The following is a 14,275-nucleotide window of genomic DNA, read 5'->3' as shown; positions in this document are numbered from 1 at the left end:
TCATCGCCGATGCATGCCGGACTCAATGCGGCTGCTGCGCGACCCTGCCCAGCGTGCCTTGGCGGCGTTGCCAGTTCCACCTGCAACAGGAACGCGCAGTCGTACGTCACGCGCCTCGATCAGCGCAAACCCGTGGCGCAGCAGATTCGGGCCATCTTCAATGCGCCTGACAGCGCAGAGGCGGAGCGCCTCTTGCGCCAGGCGATCGAGAGCTGGCGATTGAGTCCCTAAACTGCTGTAAATCGGGTGGCAGGTAGCCACCGCGTCGATTCGGTAAACTGACGTTGCGATACGATCCGTAACCGAAGGAGAGATGCGATGACTGGGTATGAGGTCAGCGTAGGAACGGACTTGCTGCCAGGGCTTTTAAACAGGCAGGACGGGCTGGCGAAACTGGGTGAAGCGGTGCTCAATCAGAATACTGGAGGCGCAGGTGGCCCGGAAACGCTGGGGGCAGCGACATGGCACACGAGCGCTTCACGGACGAAACGGGCCGGCTATCGCAACGGCTACCGGCCCCGCACCCTACACGCAGGTTGGGCCGGTGACGCTGCTGGTGCCGCAGACGCGGGAGGGCGGTTTTTCGGCGGGCATCTTCAAGCGCTACCAGCGGAGCGAGCGGGCCTTCGTTCTGGCGCTCATGGGACTGGTCGTGCACGGTGTCTCGACGCGCAAGGTCTCGGCGATCACCGAAGAGCATGCAACCTTAGCTTCTCCCTTAAACGGTGAGCGCACTGTGCGCCGGACTGGAACCGCGGGTCAGCGCGTTCAGCGAACGGCGGCTGGACGCTGATATCCCTTCGTGCTGGTCGATGCCCTGTTCATCAAGAGTCGGCAAGAAGATCGTGTGGTTTCGCGTGCCGTGCTGACCGTCTCAGGCACGGCATCCGCGCCGATGGCTTCCGGACATTCACGGGCGTGCGGATCCGGCGACGCCTAGAGCTTCGCCACCTGGGACGAGACCGCTTCCGCTGGCTCAGAGGGCGCGGCCTCAAAGGGCACGCAGTTCATCATCTCGGACGACCACGGCGGCCTGCGTGAAGCAGCAGCGCGGCACTTTCAGGGCCAGCTGGCAGCAGCACTGTCAGGTGCATCTGATGCGCAACATTCTGGGCCAATGCAACACCCGCCACCCGCGCCGAGGTGGCGAAGCGCCCGTCAAGCTCGTGCTGCAGGCGCCCGATTTAGTCGAGGATGACGCCGCCTGGCAGAATTCGCCGAGCGCTTCGCCAAGAGCGCCCCCAAAGCGGTGGCCTGCCTCGAAGCGAAGTTCCGAGGATGCCATGGCGGTAATGGTCTTGCCCGAGAAGTATCGCAAGCGGCTACGCACAACGAACATGCAGGAGCGGTAAGCAGGGAAATTCGCCGGCGGGAGCGCGTGATCCACGCATCTTCCCCAACGACGAGTCAGCCTTGCGCCTGATCGGCGCTCTGCTAACCAGCGAACAGAACGAGGCTTGGCAGGAACAGGAAGTACCCTCGACATGGATGAATTCAAGGGTGGGCGGCTTCCCGCGCCGCAGCTAGCGAGGGCAACAACGTTGTTGCCCTCGCTGGCTGAAAACCATTCGTCATTCATCGGATCGAAGAGTATTTACAGCAGATTTTGGACTTGACTTTTCCTTTGGCAGCCCCTCCGGGTCATCTACCGGCATAAGGCGGTATTTTCGCCACTTTCAGCATCAACATACTGAAATCGCGAGCGATGATTTCTTTTCGATGCCTCGGCTCGTAAGGCGGCAGCCAAACCCTTGTCTGAGATTTTCCGTAGAAATAAGCACTCTCAGTCACTCGGCCATAGTGCACAACATCTACGACCGCTATCTCTGTGGGCATGTGATCTTTTCCAAGCGATTTTGTTCACAAGGTTTTCTTTCCCAGAACTTCATCCACTTAACGATCTTCACGTAATGCCCGACATGCCAGTCGAGGGTTGCAATGTAGATCGACCCGGTATCGTCCAGCAACTCGCGCATCAGAATCAGCCGGGGGTGATCATCGCAGATGGAGGCCGTGCCATCAGCCCAGGTGTCGGAATAGGCAAACTGTTCGATGACGTTGGGTTTCTGTTCCAGTTCAACAAGGGCAAGCTGACTTTGGTGCGCTAGTCGGCGCTTGGAATCGAACGGCGGGTCGGCGTAAATAAAGGTCGACCTTGCCGCGCAGAGCTGGAGGGTGTTTCGTCGCCGGCCGGTAGCGCCGCCGTGCCAGCAAGTTGTCGCCGTAGATCAGGCGATTGGTCCTGGTGGCGTCTTCCAGCTGGGTTGCACTTCGCCGAATAGGCCGGGCTGCACGCTGGTCAGCCGTTCCGCCGTTCGTTGGTGGCAATCAGTCGGTCGCGGCGCTATCGCCCCGGCTGGCAATACCCATTCCCGGGTTTGCAGACCGACGCGGTGACGGCACCAGACTTTCGAGGATTTTTCGGCTTGTTGCCGGCCTTTGGTGACGATGTCCGGGAGTTGTTCGAGCAATGACTTCGCCATTGAATTTTCTGTTCAATCTAAAATTGAATAATGTAATTCAATTTTAGATTGAAATAAGATTCAATTCGGTACTGAACGGAAGATTTAACTTCCGCGCATGGATGAAGAAGCCGAATTTGCCGAACGCTTGAAGCAAACCATGCTCGCTGCTGGCTATGAGCCACGGCCTTCAGTGATCGAGCGCGAGTTCAATCAGCGGTACTGGGGACGTTCGATTTCCTTCAGGCCGCGAGGCAAGTGGTTGCTCGGCAAGGCCGTACCGCAGCAAGACAAGCTTCAGATCCTCGCCGACTGGCTCAAGATCGAGCCGCAAATTCTGCGCTTCGGCGGCGAAGCGATCCGCTCGGTTCAGGAAGAAAAAGCGCTGGGAAGAAGCCGTCACCGGACCCGAGCGCGAGGTACTGGAGGCCTTCGTCAACCGCCGGCGCCGCAGAAGAAGGTGGCGCGCGAGGTGATCCTCGCGCTGGCCAAGGTCGGTAGCTGAAGCAGATCAAGCGCCGCAACATTTCTTGTATTTCTTGCCCGAGCCGCAAGGGCATGGTTCGTTACAGCCAACCTTGGGCGTTGCTCGGTTAAAACCGCTATTGCTTGGTGCGGCCTCGCCGACTGGGGGGTCTGGCTGGCAAGTCATGGAAGCGATCCGAGAAGCAATGCCACGATTGCATGTCGCCAATCGCATCAGGCACGTAAGGCTGCTGGAGGAAGGAACTGTCGAGGCGTTCGGCCAACTGGGCGCTCCAGTTCGCTGCCATACCGGCGATGCTGGCAACTTGCGGATCGGACGCCAGCATTCCCACCATCTCTGAATCGTCGGCAGGTTTTCCCCGGTGTTTCCGATGTTCGCCAGCGCGCCGGCCAAGGCATCCACGAGCAATTCGTCGCTCCGCGTATTCACCGTCGCGGGTTGTTCGCTGATCCAGAGCATTGTCTGGTCGCCCGCGCACAACCGTTCGAGTAGTTGCTCGGCCGGGGAATCGCCGGCAATTACGCGGCTGACGGGGCGCTAACCATCATTGGCGCGCCCATTCCGTAATGTGGCGATTTTCGATGAAGTCACGTATCAGGCTTTCATCGTCACAGACTGCAGCAACGCAGCGGTGAAAGGATTCGGTCAGGTGATCGCCAAGGGCTTCGTCAGGGCGGACTCGGGAGCGCGGCAATGCGCAACGGCAGCCGCAAGGCTCGGGTCTCCTTCTCTGGGCCAGCAGATACATGGCGTGCAGATGAAACATCGACTCGGCCATTTCGTCCGGGTCGCCGGATATCCGCTCCAGTTCGGCTATCAGGCGCTCATAATGTTCGCCATCGTTCAGCACCGCTCGCGCGGCCAGAACCGGGTAGCCGCGGCGCGGGTCGCGGAATGAATTCAGTATGTCTTCCCAGTTCAATGTCTGTCCTTTCGGCGTGGGGCGTCGGTGTGGTTGGCCATGTTTGCGATCAAACCGCCAAGCGATACGGCAATTCTATTGGATTTCGGCTTTATGCGATGGGCGAGGCGTACATGCTAGAATCGCTGCTTCGCTGCTTTGCTGCAGTGCGCAACCACACTCCATCGCGATGATCTCTGGCCTACTCAGAAAAGTTTTCGGCAGCCGCAACGACCGGCTGATTAAGCAATACGCTCGAACCGTCAAGCGCATCAATGCTTTCGGGCAGTCATCGAAGCGCTGAGCGACGAGCAATTGCGTGCCAAGACGGACGAGTTCCGCCAGCGCCACGCCAACGGCGAATCGCTCGATGACCTGATGCCAGAGGCGTTCGCCGTTATCCGTGAGGCCGGCAGGCGCGAACTTGGAATGCGTCATTTCGACATGCGGTTGGTAGGCGGCATGGTCCTGCATTACGGCAAGATCGCCGAAATGCGTACCAGCGAGGGCAAGACGCTGGTCGCCGCGTTGCCCGCCTACCTCAATGCCATTTCCGGCAAGGGCGTTCATGTCATCACGGTCAACGACTACCTGGCCAGCCGCGATTCAGAGTGGATGGGCCGTCTCCACCGCTTCCTCGGCCTGAGTGTCGGCATCAATCTCTCGCAGATGGATCACGAGGCCAAGCAGGCGACTACGACCGATATCACCTACGGCACCAACAACGAGTTCGGCTTCGACTACCTGCGCGACAACATGGTTTATACGGCCGATCAGCGCGCGTGCAGCGCGGGCTGAATTTCGCCATTGTCGACGAGGTGGATTCGATCCTGATCGACGAGGGCGCGGACGCCACTGAATCATTTCCGGCCAGGCCGAGGACCATACCGACCTGTATTTGCGCATGAAGGATGTGGTGCCCAAATTGACTCGCGCTGCCGAGGAAAACGGCGAGGTGATTACTGGGTGGACGGAGAAAGGGCCATCAGGTTCATCTCGCGGAAAGTGGTTACGAGCGCGCCGAGCAGCTTCTGCTCGAGCACGGCATGTTGCAGGAAGGCCGCAGCCTGTACGACGCGGCGAACATCCTGCTGATGCATCACCTGAATGCCGCCCTGCGTGCGCTGACCCTGTTCAGAAGGATCAGCAATATGTCGTGCAGAACGGCGAAGTGGTCATCGTTGACAGATTTACCGGCCGTTTGATGGCCGGCCGGCGCCTGATCCGACGGTCTGCACCAGGCCGGTCGAGGCCAAAGGAAGGCGTGCAGATCGGGCGAGAACCAGACGCTGGCGTCGATAACCTTCAGAATTACTTCCGCATGTACGGCAGGTTGTCAGGCATGGCGGGCACCGCCGATACCGAAGGCCTACGAATTCCAGCAGATCTACGGCCTCGAAACCGTGGTCATCCCCGACGCACCGGCCGATGGTGCGCAAGGATATAATGACCTGGTGTACAAGACGGCCCAGGAAAAATATGCGGCGATCATCGTCGATATCAAAAGTTGTTCGGCGCAGGGCCAGCCGGTGCTGGTTGGCGACCTCGATCGAAAACTCCGAACTGCTCTCCAGCCTACTCGACAGCGAAAGCTTGCCGCATTCGGTGCTCAAGCGCCAAACAGCACGCCCGCGAAGCCGAAATCGTCATCGAGGCCGGTCGACCGGGGCAGATCGCGATTGCCACCAACATGGCCGGTCGCGGTACCGACATCGTCCTCGGTGGCAGCATCGAGAAGGCCGTGTCGGTCGTCAAAAGCATGACGAATCGCTGCCGGCAGCCGAGCGCGAAGCGACGATGGCCCGCATGCGCGAAGGTGGCAGAAGCCGCACAACCAGGTGCTGGATGCCGGCGGTCTGCATATCATCGGTTCCGAACGCCACGAATCGCGCCGGATCGACAACCAGTTGCGCGGGCGCTCCGGACGTCAGGGCGACGCCGGTTCCTCGCGTTTCTACCTGTCGCTGGACGATTCGTTGTTGCGCATCTTTGCCGGCGAACGCCTGCGCGCCATCATGGACAAGCTGAAAATGCCCGGGGGCGAAGCGATTGAGCATCCGCTCGTCACGCGTTCGCTGGAATCCGCACAGCGCAAGGTTGAAGCGCGCAATTTTGATATCCGCAAGCAGGTGCTGGAATACGACGACGTCTCCAATGATCAGCGCAGGTGATCTACCAGCAGCGCAACGAACTGCTGGAAACCGACGATATTTCCGAAACCATAACGGCGATGCGCCATGCCGTCCTTACCAAGATTTTCGCGCCCATGTTCCGGCCGACTCGGTGGAGGAACGGTGGGACGCTGACCGGACTGGAGCGGGTACTCGCCTCCGACCTGCAGATGGCCGCTCCGGTGGCCGGAGTGGTTCTGAACGAGCCGACGTTGTCCGACAAGAATTCTGGCCCGTATCACCGAGGGCGCTGATAGTACCTACCAGGCTAAGGTCGACATGGTCGGGGGCAGATTTCCACCGGTTTGAACGCAATGTGATGCTGCAGAGCCTGGATGCGCATTGGCGCGAACATCTGGCGGCGCTCGATCACCTGCGCCAGGGCATTCACCTGCGCGGCTATGCCCAGAAGAATCCCAAGCAGGAGTATAAGCGCGAGGCATTCGAACTGTTCAGGCGTTGCTCGACCGGGTGCGCAAGGAGGTTACCCGCGTCGTGTTCTGGTGCAGATCCGTTCGCAGGAAGATGTTGAGGAAACGGTTCCCGCACGCCGACGTGCCTGGCGTGCAGTATCAGCATGCCAGTTACGACGAGGCCGGGCGGGAGCGCCGACGCGGCACCGCCGCAGCGACCGGTTCAGGCCGGCCCAGGTCAGGCGCAACGACCCGTGTCCATGCGGCAGCGGAAAGAAATACAAGCACTGCCACGGAAAACTGTCCTGACCGTCAGGGCACCCGTGAGGTGCCTTGATGTTTTGAGTCAAATGGAATGCCAGTGAATTACGCCACCCCTGACGCCGATCCAGATACTTCCGGTGGCCGGTGTCCGCCTCGGTGTCGCCGAGGCCGGGATTCCTGAAAGACCGGCGTGATCTGACACTGGTTGCGCTGGATGCAGGATGCACGGTCGCCGGGGTATTCACCAGAACCGTTTCTGGGCGGCACCGGTCAGGCGTGCCCGCGATCATCTGGCGGGTGGCAGGAAATCCGCGCGCTGGTCATCAATACCGGCATCGCCAATGCCGGTACCGGCGGAATCAGGCCATCAGGCGGCGCAGGCCGACGTGCGGGAGACGGTCGGCGAACTGCTCCGGCGTTGCCGCTGATCAGGTGCTGCCGTTCTCGACAGGCGTGATTCTCGAAAACCTCCGGTCGACTTCGCATCAGGGCAGGCTTGCCGGCAGCGCTGGCCGACCTCGAGGCCGACAACTGGCATGCCGCCGCGCACCATCATGACAACAACCGACTACCGTCGCCAGGTTGCTTCACGGACGGTTGCGGTCAACCAGCAAAAAGTCACCATTTCCGGCATGTCAAGGGTGCCGGCATGATCCGTCCGAACATGGCGACCGTAGCGGATTCGTTGCCACCGATGCCGGCATCGCGCAGGCCATGCTCGACGGGCTGGTCAAGGGGGCCGCTGACCAATCGTTCAACCGCATCACCGTCGGTGGCGACACGTCGACCAACGATTCCTTCATCATGATCGCCAGCGGCCGGTCGGGGGCCGTGTTTGCGGAGGTCCGATGCCAGCTGGGCCGAGGTCAGGGCGGCGATCATCGCGGTGGCGCTCGAACTGGCGCAGGCCATAGTCCGCGATGGCGAGGGCGCCACCAAGTTCATCACGGTTGCCATCGACGGCGGCAAGGACAGCGGAGAATGCCGCCAGGTCGGCTACGCGATCGGCCACTCGCCGCTAGTCAAGACGGCCTTCTTCGCTTCTGACCCGAACCTCGGGCGGATTCTCGCCGCCATCGGCTATGCCGGAATCCAAGATCTCGATGTCGATGGCGTCAGGGTCTGGCTTGACGACGTATTGGTCGCCGAGAACGGCGGGCGGGCCGGGCTTACCAGGAGCGGATGGTGCACAGGTCATGGAACAGGCGGGAAATCCGATCCGCGTCGATCTCGGTCGCGGACACGCCGCTGCCAAGGTTTACACCTGCGATTTTTCTTACGATTACGTCAGAATCAACGCCGATTACCGGAGTTCCGGTGAATGCCGAAATATTCCACAAGGCCTGCGTAAATGCAGGCTTTCTAGTCTGTATCGTTCCGTTGTATTCCATTGATTTCCGATAAAAAAGCGGGTAGCCCTTGCGATGTAACCAAACGACCTGCTGGCGTCGCTCGTGTAGTTGCTCCAGTGTCGAATATCTTGCGTCACCTTTTCAATGCACGATGGATGAGGTCTGATTTAAATACTTCGAATTATTATCGTGCCGGCTCGATAAACTACCCACCAGGCCACGTCGAGGCATGGTATCCGGCATGGCGGCCGGATTGACCTTGCCCGCATTCAGGAAAGGGACAGCGCGCTGGCCGTCGTAGCACTGGCGACTTCAGTATCCTGATAAGCTGCGCGCGGGAATTCCCCATCATGAACCTCAACAGGAGAAACAATGATCCCTATGCCGCGTCTAATTGCCAGGAGCGCACTCTCGCTCGCTGTGATGCTGGAGTGCCGCCACCTGCTTCGCCGGCACCTTGCGAATCTCGGCGATTCCTGACGAGTCGCCGACTGAACTGCAGCGCAAGTTCAAGCCCCTCGGCGAGTACCTGGAAAAGGAAACCGGGCTCACGGTGCAATTCACGCCGGTGAGCGACTATGCGGCGGTGGTCGAGGGCCTCGCCGCGAAGAAGATCGACATGGCCTGGCTCGGCGGGTTCACCTTCGTGCAGGCCAAGATCCGCACCAACGGCGAAGCAAAGCCGATCGTGCAGCGTGTCGAAGACAAAAAGTTCTCCAACAAGTTCATCGTTCCCGTCGACAGCCCGGCCCAAGCGCTTACCGACCTGAAGGGCAAAAATTTCGCCTTCGGTTCGCCCTCCTCTACATCGGGCCACCTGATGCCGCGCTACTTCCTAATACAAGCGGGCATCCAAGCCGGACCAGGATTTCAAAAACGTCGCCTTCTCAGGAGCGCATGACGCCACCGTGGCATTTGTCGCATCCGGCAAGGCCGATGCCGGTTATCTCAATGCCTCGGTTATGGACAAGCTGGTTGAAAAGGCGATGCCAATGCCAAAGCGCGTCCGCGTGATTGCCATCACGCCGCCGTATTTCGACTACAACTGGACTGTGCGCCCCGGACTCGATGCCGCGCTGACGAAAAAACTCACCGAGGCCTTCCTCAAGCTCGATCCGGCCAATCCGGCGCACAAGGAACTGATGGACTTGCAGCGCGCCTCGAAATTCATTCCCACCCAGACCGCCAACTACGATGGCATCGAACAGGCCGCCAAAAGCGCCGGGCTGATCAAGTGAGTGTTCATGGGGTGCGCCTCGGCCTGGCGCACGCCAACGGCTTGCGCGCACTGCACGCGCTCGACTTGCGGCTGGAGGCAGGCGAGTGCGTGGCGGTGATCGGCCCGTCCGGCGCCGGCAAGACCAGCCTGCTGCGCCTGTTTGGCACCGCCCTGCGCCCGACTGACGGCCGCCTCGAGGTACTGGGGCAGAACCCCTGGCAGCTTGGGCCCGCCGGATTGCGCCGGCTGCGGGCGCACATCGGCACCGTGCATCAAGCGCCGCCGCTGCCGCCGCGCCAGCGCGTGATCACAGCCATCCTCGCCGGCCGGCTCGGGCAATGGCCGGCGTGGAAGGGCCCTGCTCTCGATGCTCTATCCCGCCGACATCGCTGGCGCGCAGTTGGCGCTGGCGCGGCTGGACCTGGCCGACCGCCTGTTCGACCGCTGCGACCGCCTGTCCGGCGGGCAATTGCAACGCGTCGGGATTGCCCGCGTACTCTACCAGCAACCGCAGTTGATTCTCGCCGACGAGCCGGTTTCGGCGCTCGACCCGATGCTGGCCGACGCGGCGCTGGCGCAACTGGTGGCGGAAACGGGCAAGCGTGGCGCGACGCTGATCGCTTCCCTGCATGCGGTCGATCTGGCGCTGAAATGGTTCCCGCGCGTGATCGGCCTACGCAACAGCGAAGCCGTCTTCGATCTCCCGGCCAGCGAGGTCACCACAGCGCTGCTGCGCGATCTCTATGCCGGCAGAAGGTAGCGTGGTGCCGACACAAACCAACGATCCGGCGCTGCTCGGCGCGCTCGATACTTTCAATGCCTTTGATACCGTCGACAACCCCACCGCCAAAGCCTCCAACGTGGTGCGACTGGGCGACTGCCGGGCTGCGGATGAACCCAATCGTCGTCCCGCCAGCACCGGCTTTTGAGATGCGCGACCCGGCCGCGCTGAACCGGCTCGGTGTCGCGCTGGCGTCGGTAGTGGTGTTGTGGCCGTTGTTGCTGCTGGCCGAATTCAGGGCCGGCGTGCTGTTCGAGGCCGGCAACCTCAAGGTCATCGGCGGGTTTCTCGGCGGATTTTTCCCGCCGGCGCACGCCGGATTTCCTCGGCCTAGTGCTGACAGCGACTCTGGAAACGCTCGCCATCGCTACTGCCGGCATCGCGCTGGCGGCGCTACCGGCGATCCCGCTGGCCTTTGTCGCCACCCGCGCGCTGTCGGTCTCGGCAATCGGTCCCGGTCGAGTCGCTGGCGCGGCCGCGGCGCGCGGCGCCAGTCGCGCTGTTCTGGCCGGCTTGCGGGCGATCCCGGAGATCGTCTGGGCGTTGATGTTCGTCCGCGTGCTCGGGCTGGGGCCTGCCGCCGGAGTGCTGGCGCTGGCGGTGACCTATGGTGGCATGCTGGGCAAGGTCTATACCGAAATCCTCGAATCGACTGACACCCGTCCTGCCCGCGCTCTGCTCGAGGGTGGCAGCGGCCGGCTAGCGGCGCTGTGTTACGGACTGATCCCGAATGCTGAGCAGGAACTGACTTCCTATACCGTGTATCGCTGGGAATGCGCGGTGCGCGCCTCCGTCATCATGGGCTTCGTCGGTGCCGGCGGCCTCGGCCAGCTGATGGACCAGTCGATGAAGATGCTCAACGGCGGCGAAGCGAGCACCATCCTGCTTGTCTTCCTGCTGCTGGTGCTGATTGCCGACGCGATCAGCGCCACTCTGCGGCGGGCACTGGCATGAATGCGCCAACCTGCACCCCGCGCGGTGCCGGCGATTTCTGCCTGAACTGCCTGCTGACCACGCTGTTGCTGCTGGCCGCAGTCGTCGGCAGTTTCGTCTATCTGCAGATCGACTACGGCGCCTTGGTATCGATGGAGGCGCTGCGCGGCATCGTCAGCTTTGTCGGCGAATTCTTCCCGCCCGCCAGCGAGCCGGTCTTCCTCCAAAAGACCGCCCTCGGGGCGCTGCAAACCTTCGCCGTCGCCGCCATCGGCACCCTGCTCGCTGTGCTGGGCGGATTCGCGCTGGCGCTGCCGGCCGCCGGGCGCTTCAGCCGCGCGTTGCAGCTGACGGCGCGGCTGTGCCTGAATGTGCTGCGCAGCGTGCCGGAACTGGTCTGGGCCACGCTGATGGTGCTCGCCGCCGGCCTCGGCCCCTTTGCCGGAACGCTCGCGCTGGCACTGCACACAACCGGCGTGCTCGGCCGCCTGTTTGCCGAGGCCATCGAAAACGCGCCGCCCGCCCCCCGAAGCCGCCCTGCACGAGGCCGGCAGCGGCGCGCCCCTGGCCTTCATCTACGGCAGCCTGCCGCTGCTCTGGCCGCAGTTCATCGCCTACAGCCTCTACCGGCTCGAGATGAACATCCGCATGGCGGCGGTGCTCGGCTTCGTAGGCGCCGGCGGCCTCGGGCAGATGCTGTATTACCACCTCTCGATTTTCCAGCAGGCCGAAGCAGCCACCGTGCTCGCTGCAATGCTGGTGCTGGTGCTGGCGGTGGATGCGCTGAGCCAGTGGGTCCGTAGCAGGCAAAATGCCTGAGTAAGCGCGGGGAAAAGTCGTTTCTGGCGGGACGGCGACCGCTTCCCTATGCTGGCTGATCACGAAGAGAAGCTGTCCGGGCTTGATTGAAGAAACCGATCAAATGACCATTGCCGCCGAAGTGAGCCAGTGCCAGCGGAAAGCCGAAGCACTCGCCAATTTTCTCGCACGGGCACAGGTAGAACTGCCAATGCCTGACTTATCACCTGACGATCGGCGCACAGGGACGGCTGAATCTGCTTCGCAAAATACCTTGTTGAATGGCATTATTCGTTATCACCCAGACCACCACGGAACAGGGCAGAATGAAAAAGTGGAAATAAAAGAGGGTACGGTTCTCGGGTCACCTAACAACAACCTAGGATTGGCACGGCCTACAAGGCCGTAACGTCGATTACCGGAGCTAGAAATGTCTGCTGTCCGTCAGGATTTGACCCGCACAACGCTTGCCATCATCTGCATCCTGTTGCTGATCGCCGGCTCGCTGTGGATCTTGCGCCCGTTCCTGGGGGCTGCGGTCTGGGCGGCCATGCTGGTGGTCGCGAGTTGGCCGCTGCTGAAGGCCCTCGAAGCGCGATTCGGAGGTCGACGTGGTCCGGCGGTTCTGACGATGACACTTGGCATGCTGCTCCTGCTGGTCGTTCCGCTTGGGTTGGCGATCGACACCATTGCCGAGCATGCTGATCGGGTGACAGACGCGGCAAAGTCAGTGGCGGCGTCGGGATTGCCCCAGCCTCCGGAATGGGTGAACACGCTGCCGCTGATTGGAGAAAGGCAGCGGCAAGCTGGGCGCAGCTGGCCGATGGTGGCTCGGTGGGTCTGTTGGCCCGGCTCGCTCCCTACCTGACCGATGCCGCCAAATGGCTGTTCGGGCAAGCCGGGAGTGTTGGTGGCGTGCTGATCCAGTTCATGCTGGTCGTCGTTCTGTCGGCGATCATGTATGCCAACGGCGAAGCGGGAGCCCGCCTGGTGCTGCGCTTTGGCAGACGCCTTGCGGGAGAGCGCGGGGAAAACTCGGTCATCCTCGCCAGCCAGGCCATTCGCGGTGTCGCGCTGGGCGTCGGCGTCACGGCCATCGTCCAGACCGTGCTCGGCGGTATTGGCTTGGCGGTGGCTGGTGTTCCTTTTGCCTCCCTGCTTTCAGCGGTCATGCTGATGTTCTGCATCGCCCAGTTGGGCCCTTCGCTGGTTCTTTTTCCGGCGGTCGCCTGGATGTACTGGATGGGCGATAACGGCTGGGCGACCTTCCTGCTGATTTGGAGCGTCTTTGTCGGTACCTTGGACAACTTCCTGCGCCCCATCCTGATCAGGAAGGGCGCTGATCTGCCCCTGCTGCTAATCTTCGCCGGCGTCATCGGCGGCATGCTCGGCTTCGGACTGGTCGGCATCTTCGTCGGGCCGGTGGTGTTGGCCGTCACCTACACGCTGATGCTGGCGTGGATCGCGGATGCCTTGGGCAAGGACGCCATCGACGCCTCAGACACGGCGTAGCCGGATCATCCGGAACCAGCCGCCAGCCAGCGCCGGCTGGTCATGTTCCACCCTGAGGCCGGGTGCCGCTGCGAGAACGGATTCGAACACGACATCCAGTCTCGTGGCGATGCGACTAAGGAGCGGATTCGCGAGACGCCGCAACACTGCCGGCTGGCCGTGACGCAGAAATTTGTCGAAGACCAGCGCTTGGCCACCCGGACGCAGCACTCGGGCGATCTCGCCGAGGCACCTTGCGGGGTCGGGAACCACCGCCAGGATCAGGTGCAATACCGCGACATCGAAAATGCCCGAGGCAAACGGCAGGTTCTGTGCGTCTCCCTGGACCGGCGTGAAATTGACTTGACCGGAACGAGGTACAGCGCGGCGCAGCATGGCGTGGGTTAGGTCGACGCCGACATAGTGATGCTGGGCGGGCAGGTGCGGCAAGTCGAGGCCGGTGCCGACTCCGGCCAGCAGAACCCTGCTCGGCGCCACCGGCAGAACCGACAGGCTACGTTTGCGCGCAGCCAAAGTGGCGCGCGAAACCGCAGCATCGTAGAAAGGCGCGACCAGCGTATAACTGTGCTTCAGGCTCAATGCAGAACCCGCGGAATCGCCAGTACGAACTCGGGAATCGCGACATCGAAACGTGCTCCGTCCTCGCCGACCATCTGGTAAGTACCCTTCATCGTGCCGATGGGTGTGGCCAGAACGCAACCGCTGTTGTACTCGAAGGCTTCGCCCGGCTTCAGCAGCGGCTGCTGGCCGACGACGCCGAGGCCGCGGATTTCCTGGACCTCGTTGTTGGCGTCGGTGATGATCCAGTGGCGCGAGATTAACTGCGCGGGCAGTTGACCGATGTTGGTGATGGTGATCGTGTAGACGAAGACGTAGCGATCATCGTCCGGACTCGACTGGTCGAGCATGAAGTGCGACACCGGCTTGACTTCTATTCGGTATCTGTCAGCGTTGGTCATGGGATAATTTCATCTGTTTTCGT

At 61.7% G+C, this 14,275-nt stretch carries 13 protein-coding genes and 8 pseudogenes; 16 read left to right on the top strand and 5 right to left on the bottom strand.

All coding sequences use genetic code 11. The features are described 5' to 3' along the window. The 5 genes from IPP03_22930 to IPP03_22910 all read left to right on the top strand — a co-directional run. Window positions 1–231, top strand: a 231-nt coding sequence (locus IPP03_22930) for a hypothetical protein (protein MBL0355331.1), incomplete at its 5' end; no start/stop codon positions are given. Window positions 232–433: 202 nt separating this feature from the next. Next, complete coding sequence (locus IPP03_22925; GenBank protein MBL0355330.1) at window positions 434–793, top strand: transposase; 360 nt, start codon at window positions 434–436, stop codon at window positions 791–793. A 9-nt stretch (window positions 794–802) separates the two neighbouring features. Further along, complete coding sequence (locus IPP03_22920) at window positions 803–940, top strand: hypothetical protein (protein MBL0355329.1); 138 nt, start codon at window positions 803–805, stop codon at window positions 938–940. A 97-nt stretch (window positions 941–1,037) separates the two neighbouring features. Beyond that, entirely contained in the window at window positions 1,038–1,352 is a 315-nt protein-coding gene (locus IPP03_22915) for a transposase (protein MBL0355328.1), read from the top strand. Window positions 1,353–1,910: 558 nt separating this feature from the next. Then, a complete protein-coding gene (locus IPP03_22910; GenBank protein ID MBL0355327.1) occupies window positions 1,911–2,108 on the top strand; it encodes a hypothetical protein in 198 nt (65 codons plus the stop codon). 120 nt (window positions 2,109–2,228) lie between these two features. Here the strand turns inward: IPP03_22910 and IPP03_22905 are convergent, their stop codons facing one another. Then, the gene (locus tag IPP03_22905) at window positions 2,229–2,483 is read right to left on the bottom strand and encodes a hypothetical protein (protein ID MBL0355326.1); all 255 of its coding nucleotides are present in this window, start codon (window positions 2,481–2,483) and stop codon (window positions 2,229–2,231) included. Window positions 2,484–2,580: 97 nt separating this feature from the next. Between IPP03_22905 and IPP03_22900 the strand changes: the two genes are divergently transcribed. Further along, window positions 2,581–2,967 carry a transcriptional regulator gene (locus IPP03_22900; GenBank protein MBL0355325.1) on the top strand — a complete coding sequence of 129 codons (387 nt, stop codon included), beginning with the start codon at window positions 2,581–2,583 and terminating at the stop codon, window positions 2,965–2,967. Window positions 2,968–2,973: 6 nt separating this feature from the next. Here the strand turns inward: IPP03_22900 and IPP03_22895 are convergent. After that, window positions 2,974–3,060, bottom strand: a pseudogene (locus tag IPP03_22895) (SEC-C domain-containing protein). Window positions 3,061–3,493: 433 nt separating this feature from the next. After that, on the bottom strand, window positions 3,494–3,871 hold the full coding sequence (locus IPP03_22890) for a DUF1186 domain-containing protein (GenBank protein MBL0355324.1): 378 nt from the start codon (window positions 3,869–3,871) through the stop codon (window positions 3,494–3,496). Between the two features lie 169 nt (window positions 3,872–4,040). Between IPP03_22890 and secA the strand changes: the two are divergent. The 10 genes and pseudogenes from secA to ydiK all read left to right on the top strand — a co-directional run bounded on the left by secA (window position 4,041) and on the right by ydiK (window position 13,293). Continuing rightward, window positions 4,041–6,743: pseudogene (secA, locus tag IPP03_22885) on the top strand (preprotein translocase subunit SecA). Window positions 6,744–6,799: 56 nt separating this feature from the next. Further along, window positions 6,800–8,092 (top strand): annotated as a pseudogene (gene argJ, locus IPP03_22880) (bifunctional glutamate N-acetyltransferase/amino-acid acetyltransferase ArgJ). 415 nt (window positions 8,093–8,507) lie between these two features. Next, window positions 8,508–9,288: pseudogene (locus IPP03_22875) on the top strand (putative selenate ABC transporter substrate-binding protein). Continuing rightward, window positions 9,216–9,578 (top strand): annotated as a pseudogene (locus IPP03_22870) (ATP-binding cassette domain-containing protein). Before IPP03_22875 ends, IPP03_22870 begins: the two co-directional pseudogenes overlap by 73 nt. Before the next feature lie 58 nt (window positions 9,579–9,636). Next, window positions 9,637–10,029 carry an ATP-binding cassette domain-containing protein gene (locus tag IPP03_22865; GenBank protein MBL0355323.1) on the top strand — a complete coding sequence of 131 codons (393 nt, stop codon included), beginning with the start codon at window positions 9,637–9,639 and terminating at the stop codon, window positions 10,027–10,029. A gap of 4 nt (window positions 10,030–10,033) precedes the next feature. After that, window positions 10,034–10,198, top strand: coding sequence for a hypothetical protein (locus IPP03_22860; protein MBL0355322.1), 165 nt, complete (start codon window positions 10,034–10,036; stop codon window positions 10,196–10,198). Further along, window positions 10,161–11,004: pseudogene (locus IPP03_22855) on the top strand (ABC transporter permease subunit). Before IPP03_22860 ends, IPP03_22855 begins: the two are co-directional and overlap by 38 nt. A 41-nt stretch (window positions 11,005–11,045) precedes the next feature. Beyond that, window positions 11,046–11,802: pseudogene (gene phnE, locus IPP03_22850) on the top strand (phosphonate ABC transporter, permease protein PhnE). 82 nt (window positions 11,803–11,884) lie between these two features. Beyond that, window positions 11,885–12,190: a hypothetical protein gene (locus tag IPP03_22845; protein MBL0355321.1), complete on the top strand. Its 306-nt coding sequence runs from the start codon at window positions 11,885–11,887 to the stop codon at window positions 12,188–12,190. A gap of 21 nt (window positions 12,191–12,211) precedes the next feature. Next, a pseudogene (gene ydiK, locus IPP03_22840) lies at window positions 12,212–13,293 on the top strand (AI-2E family transporter YdiK). Here the strand turns inward: ydiK and IPP03_22835 are convergent. After that, complete coding sequence (locus IPP03_22835; protein ID MBL0355320.1) at window positions 13,279–13,872, bottom strand: methyltransferase domain-containing protein; 594 nt, start codon at window positions 13,870–13,872, stop codon at window positions 13,279–13,281. The pseudogene ydiK and the gene IPP03_22835 sit on opposite strands and share 15 nt — an antisense overlap. Beyond that, window positions 13,869–14,252: a Co2+/Mg2+ efflux protein ApaG gene (apaG, locus tag IPP03_22830; protein MBL0355319.1), complete on the bottom strand. Its 384-nt coding sequence runs from the start codon at window positions 14,250–14,252 to the stop codon at window positions 13,869–13,871. Before apaG ends, IPP03_22835 begins: the two co-directional genes overlap by 4 nt. Window positions 14,253–14,275 lie beyond the last annotated feature (23 nt).

The organism is Candidatus Dechloromonas phosphoritropha (assembly GCA_016722705.1).
Taxonomy (GTDB): domain Bacteria; phylum Pseudomonadota; class Gammaproteobacteria; order Burkholderiales; family Rhodocyclaceae; genus Azonexus; species Azonexus phosphoritrophus.
Note: the sequence above shows the minus strand (reverse complement) of the source record. Positions and strands in the feature narration are given on the sequence as shown.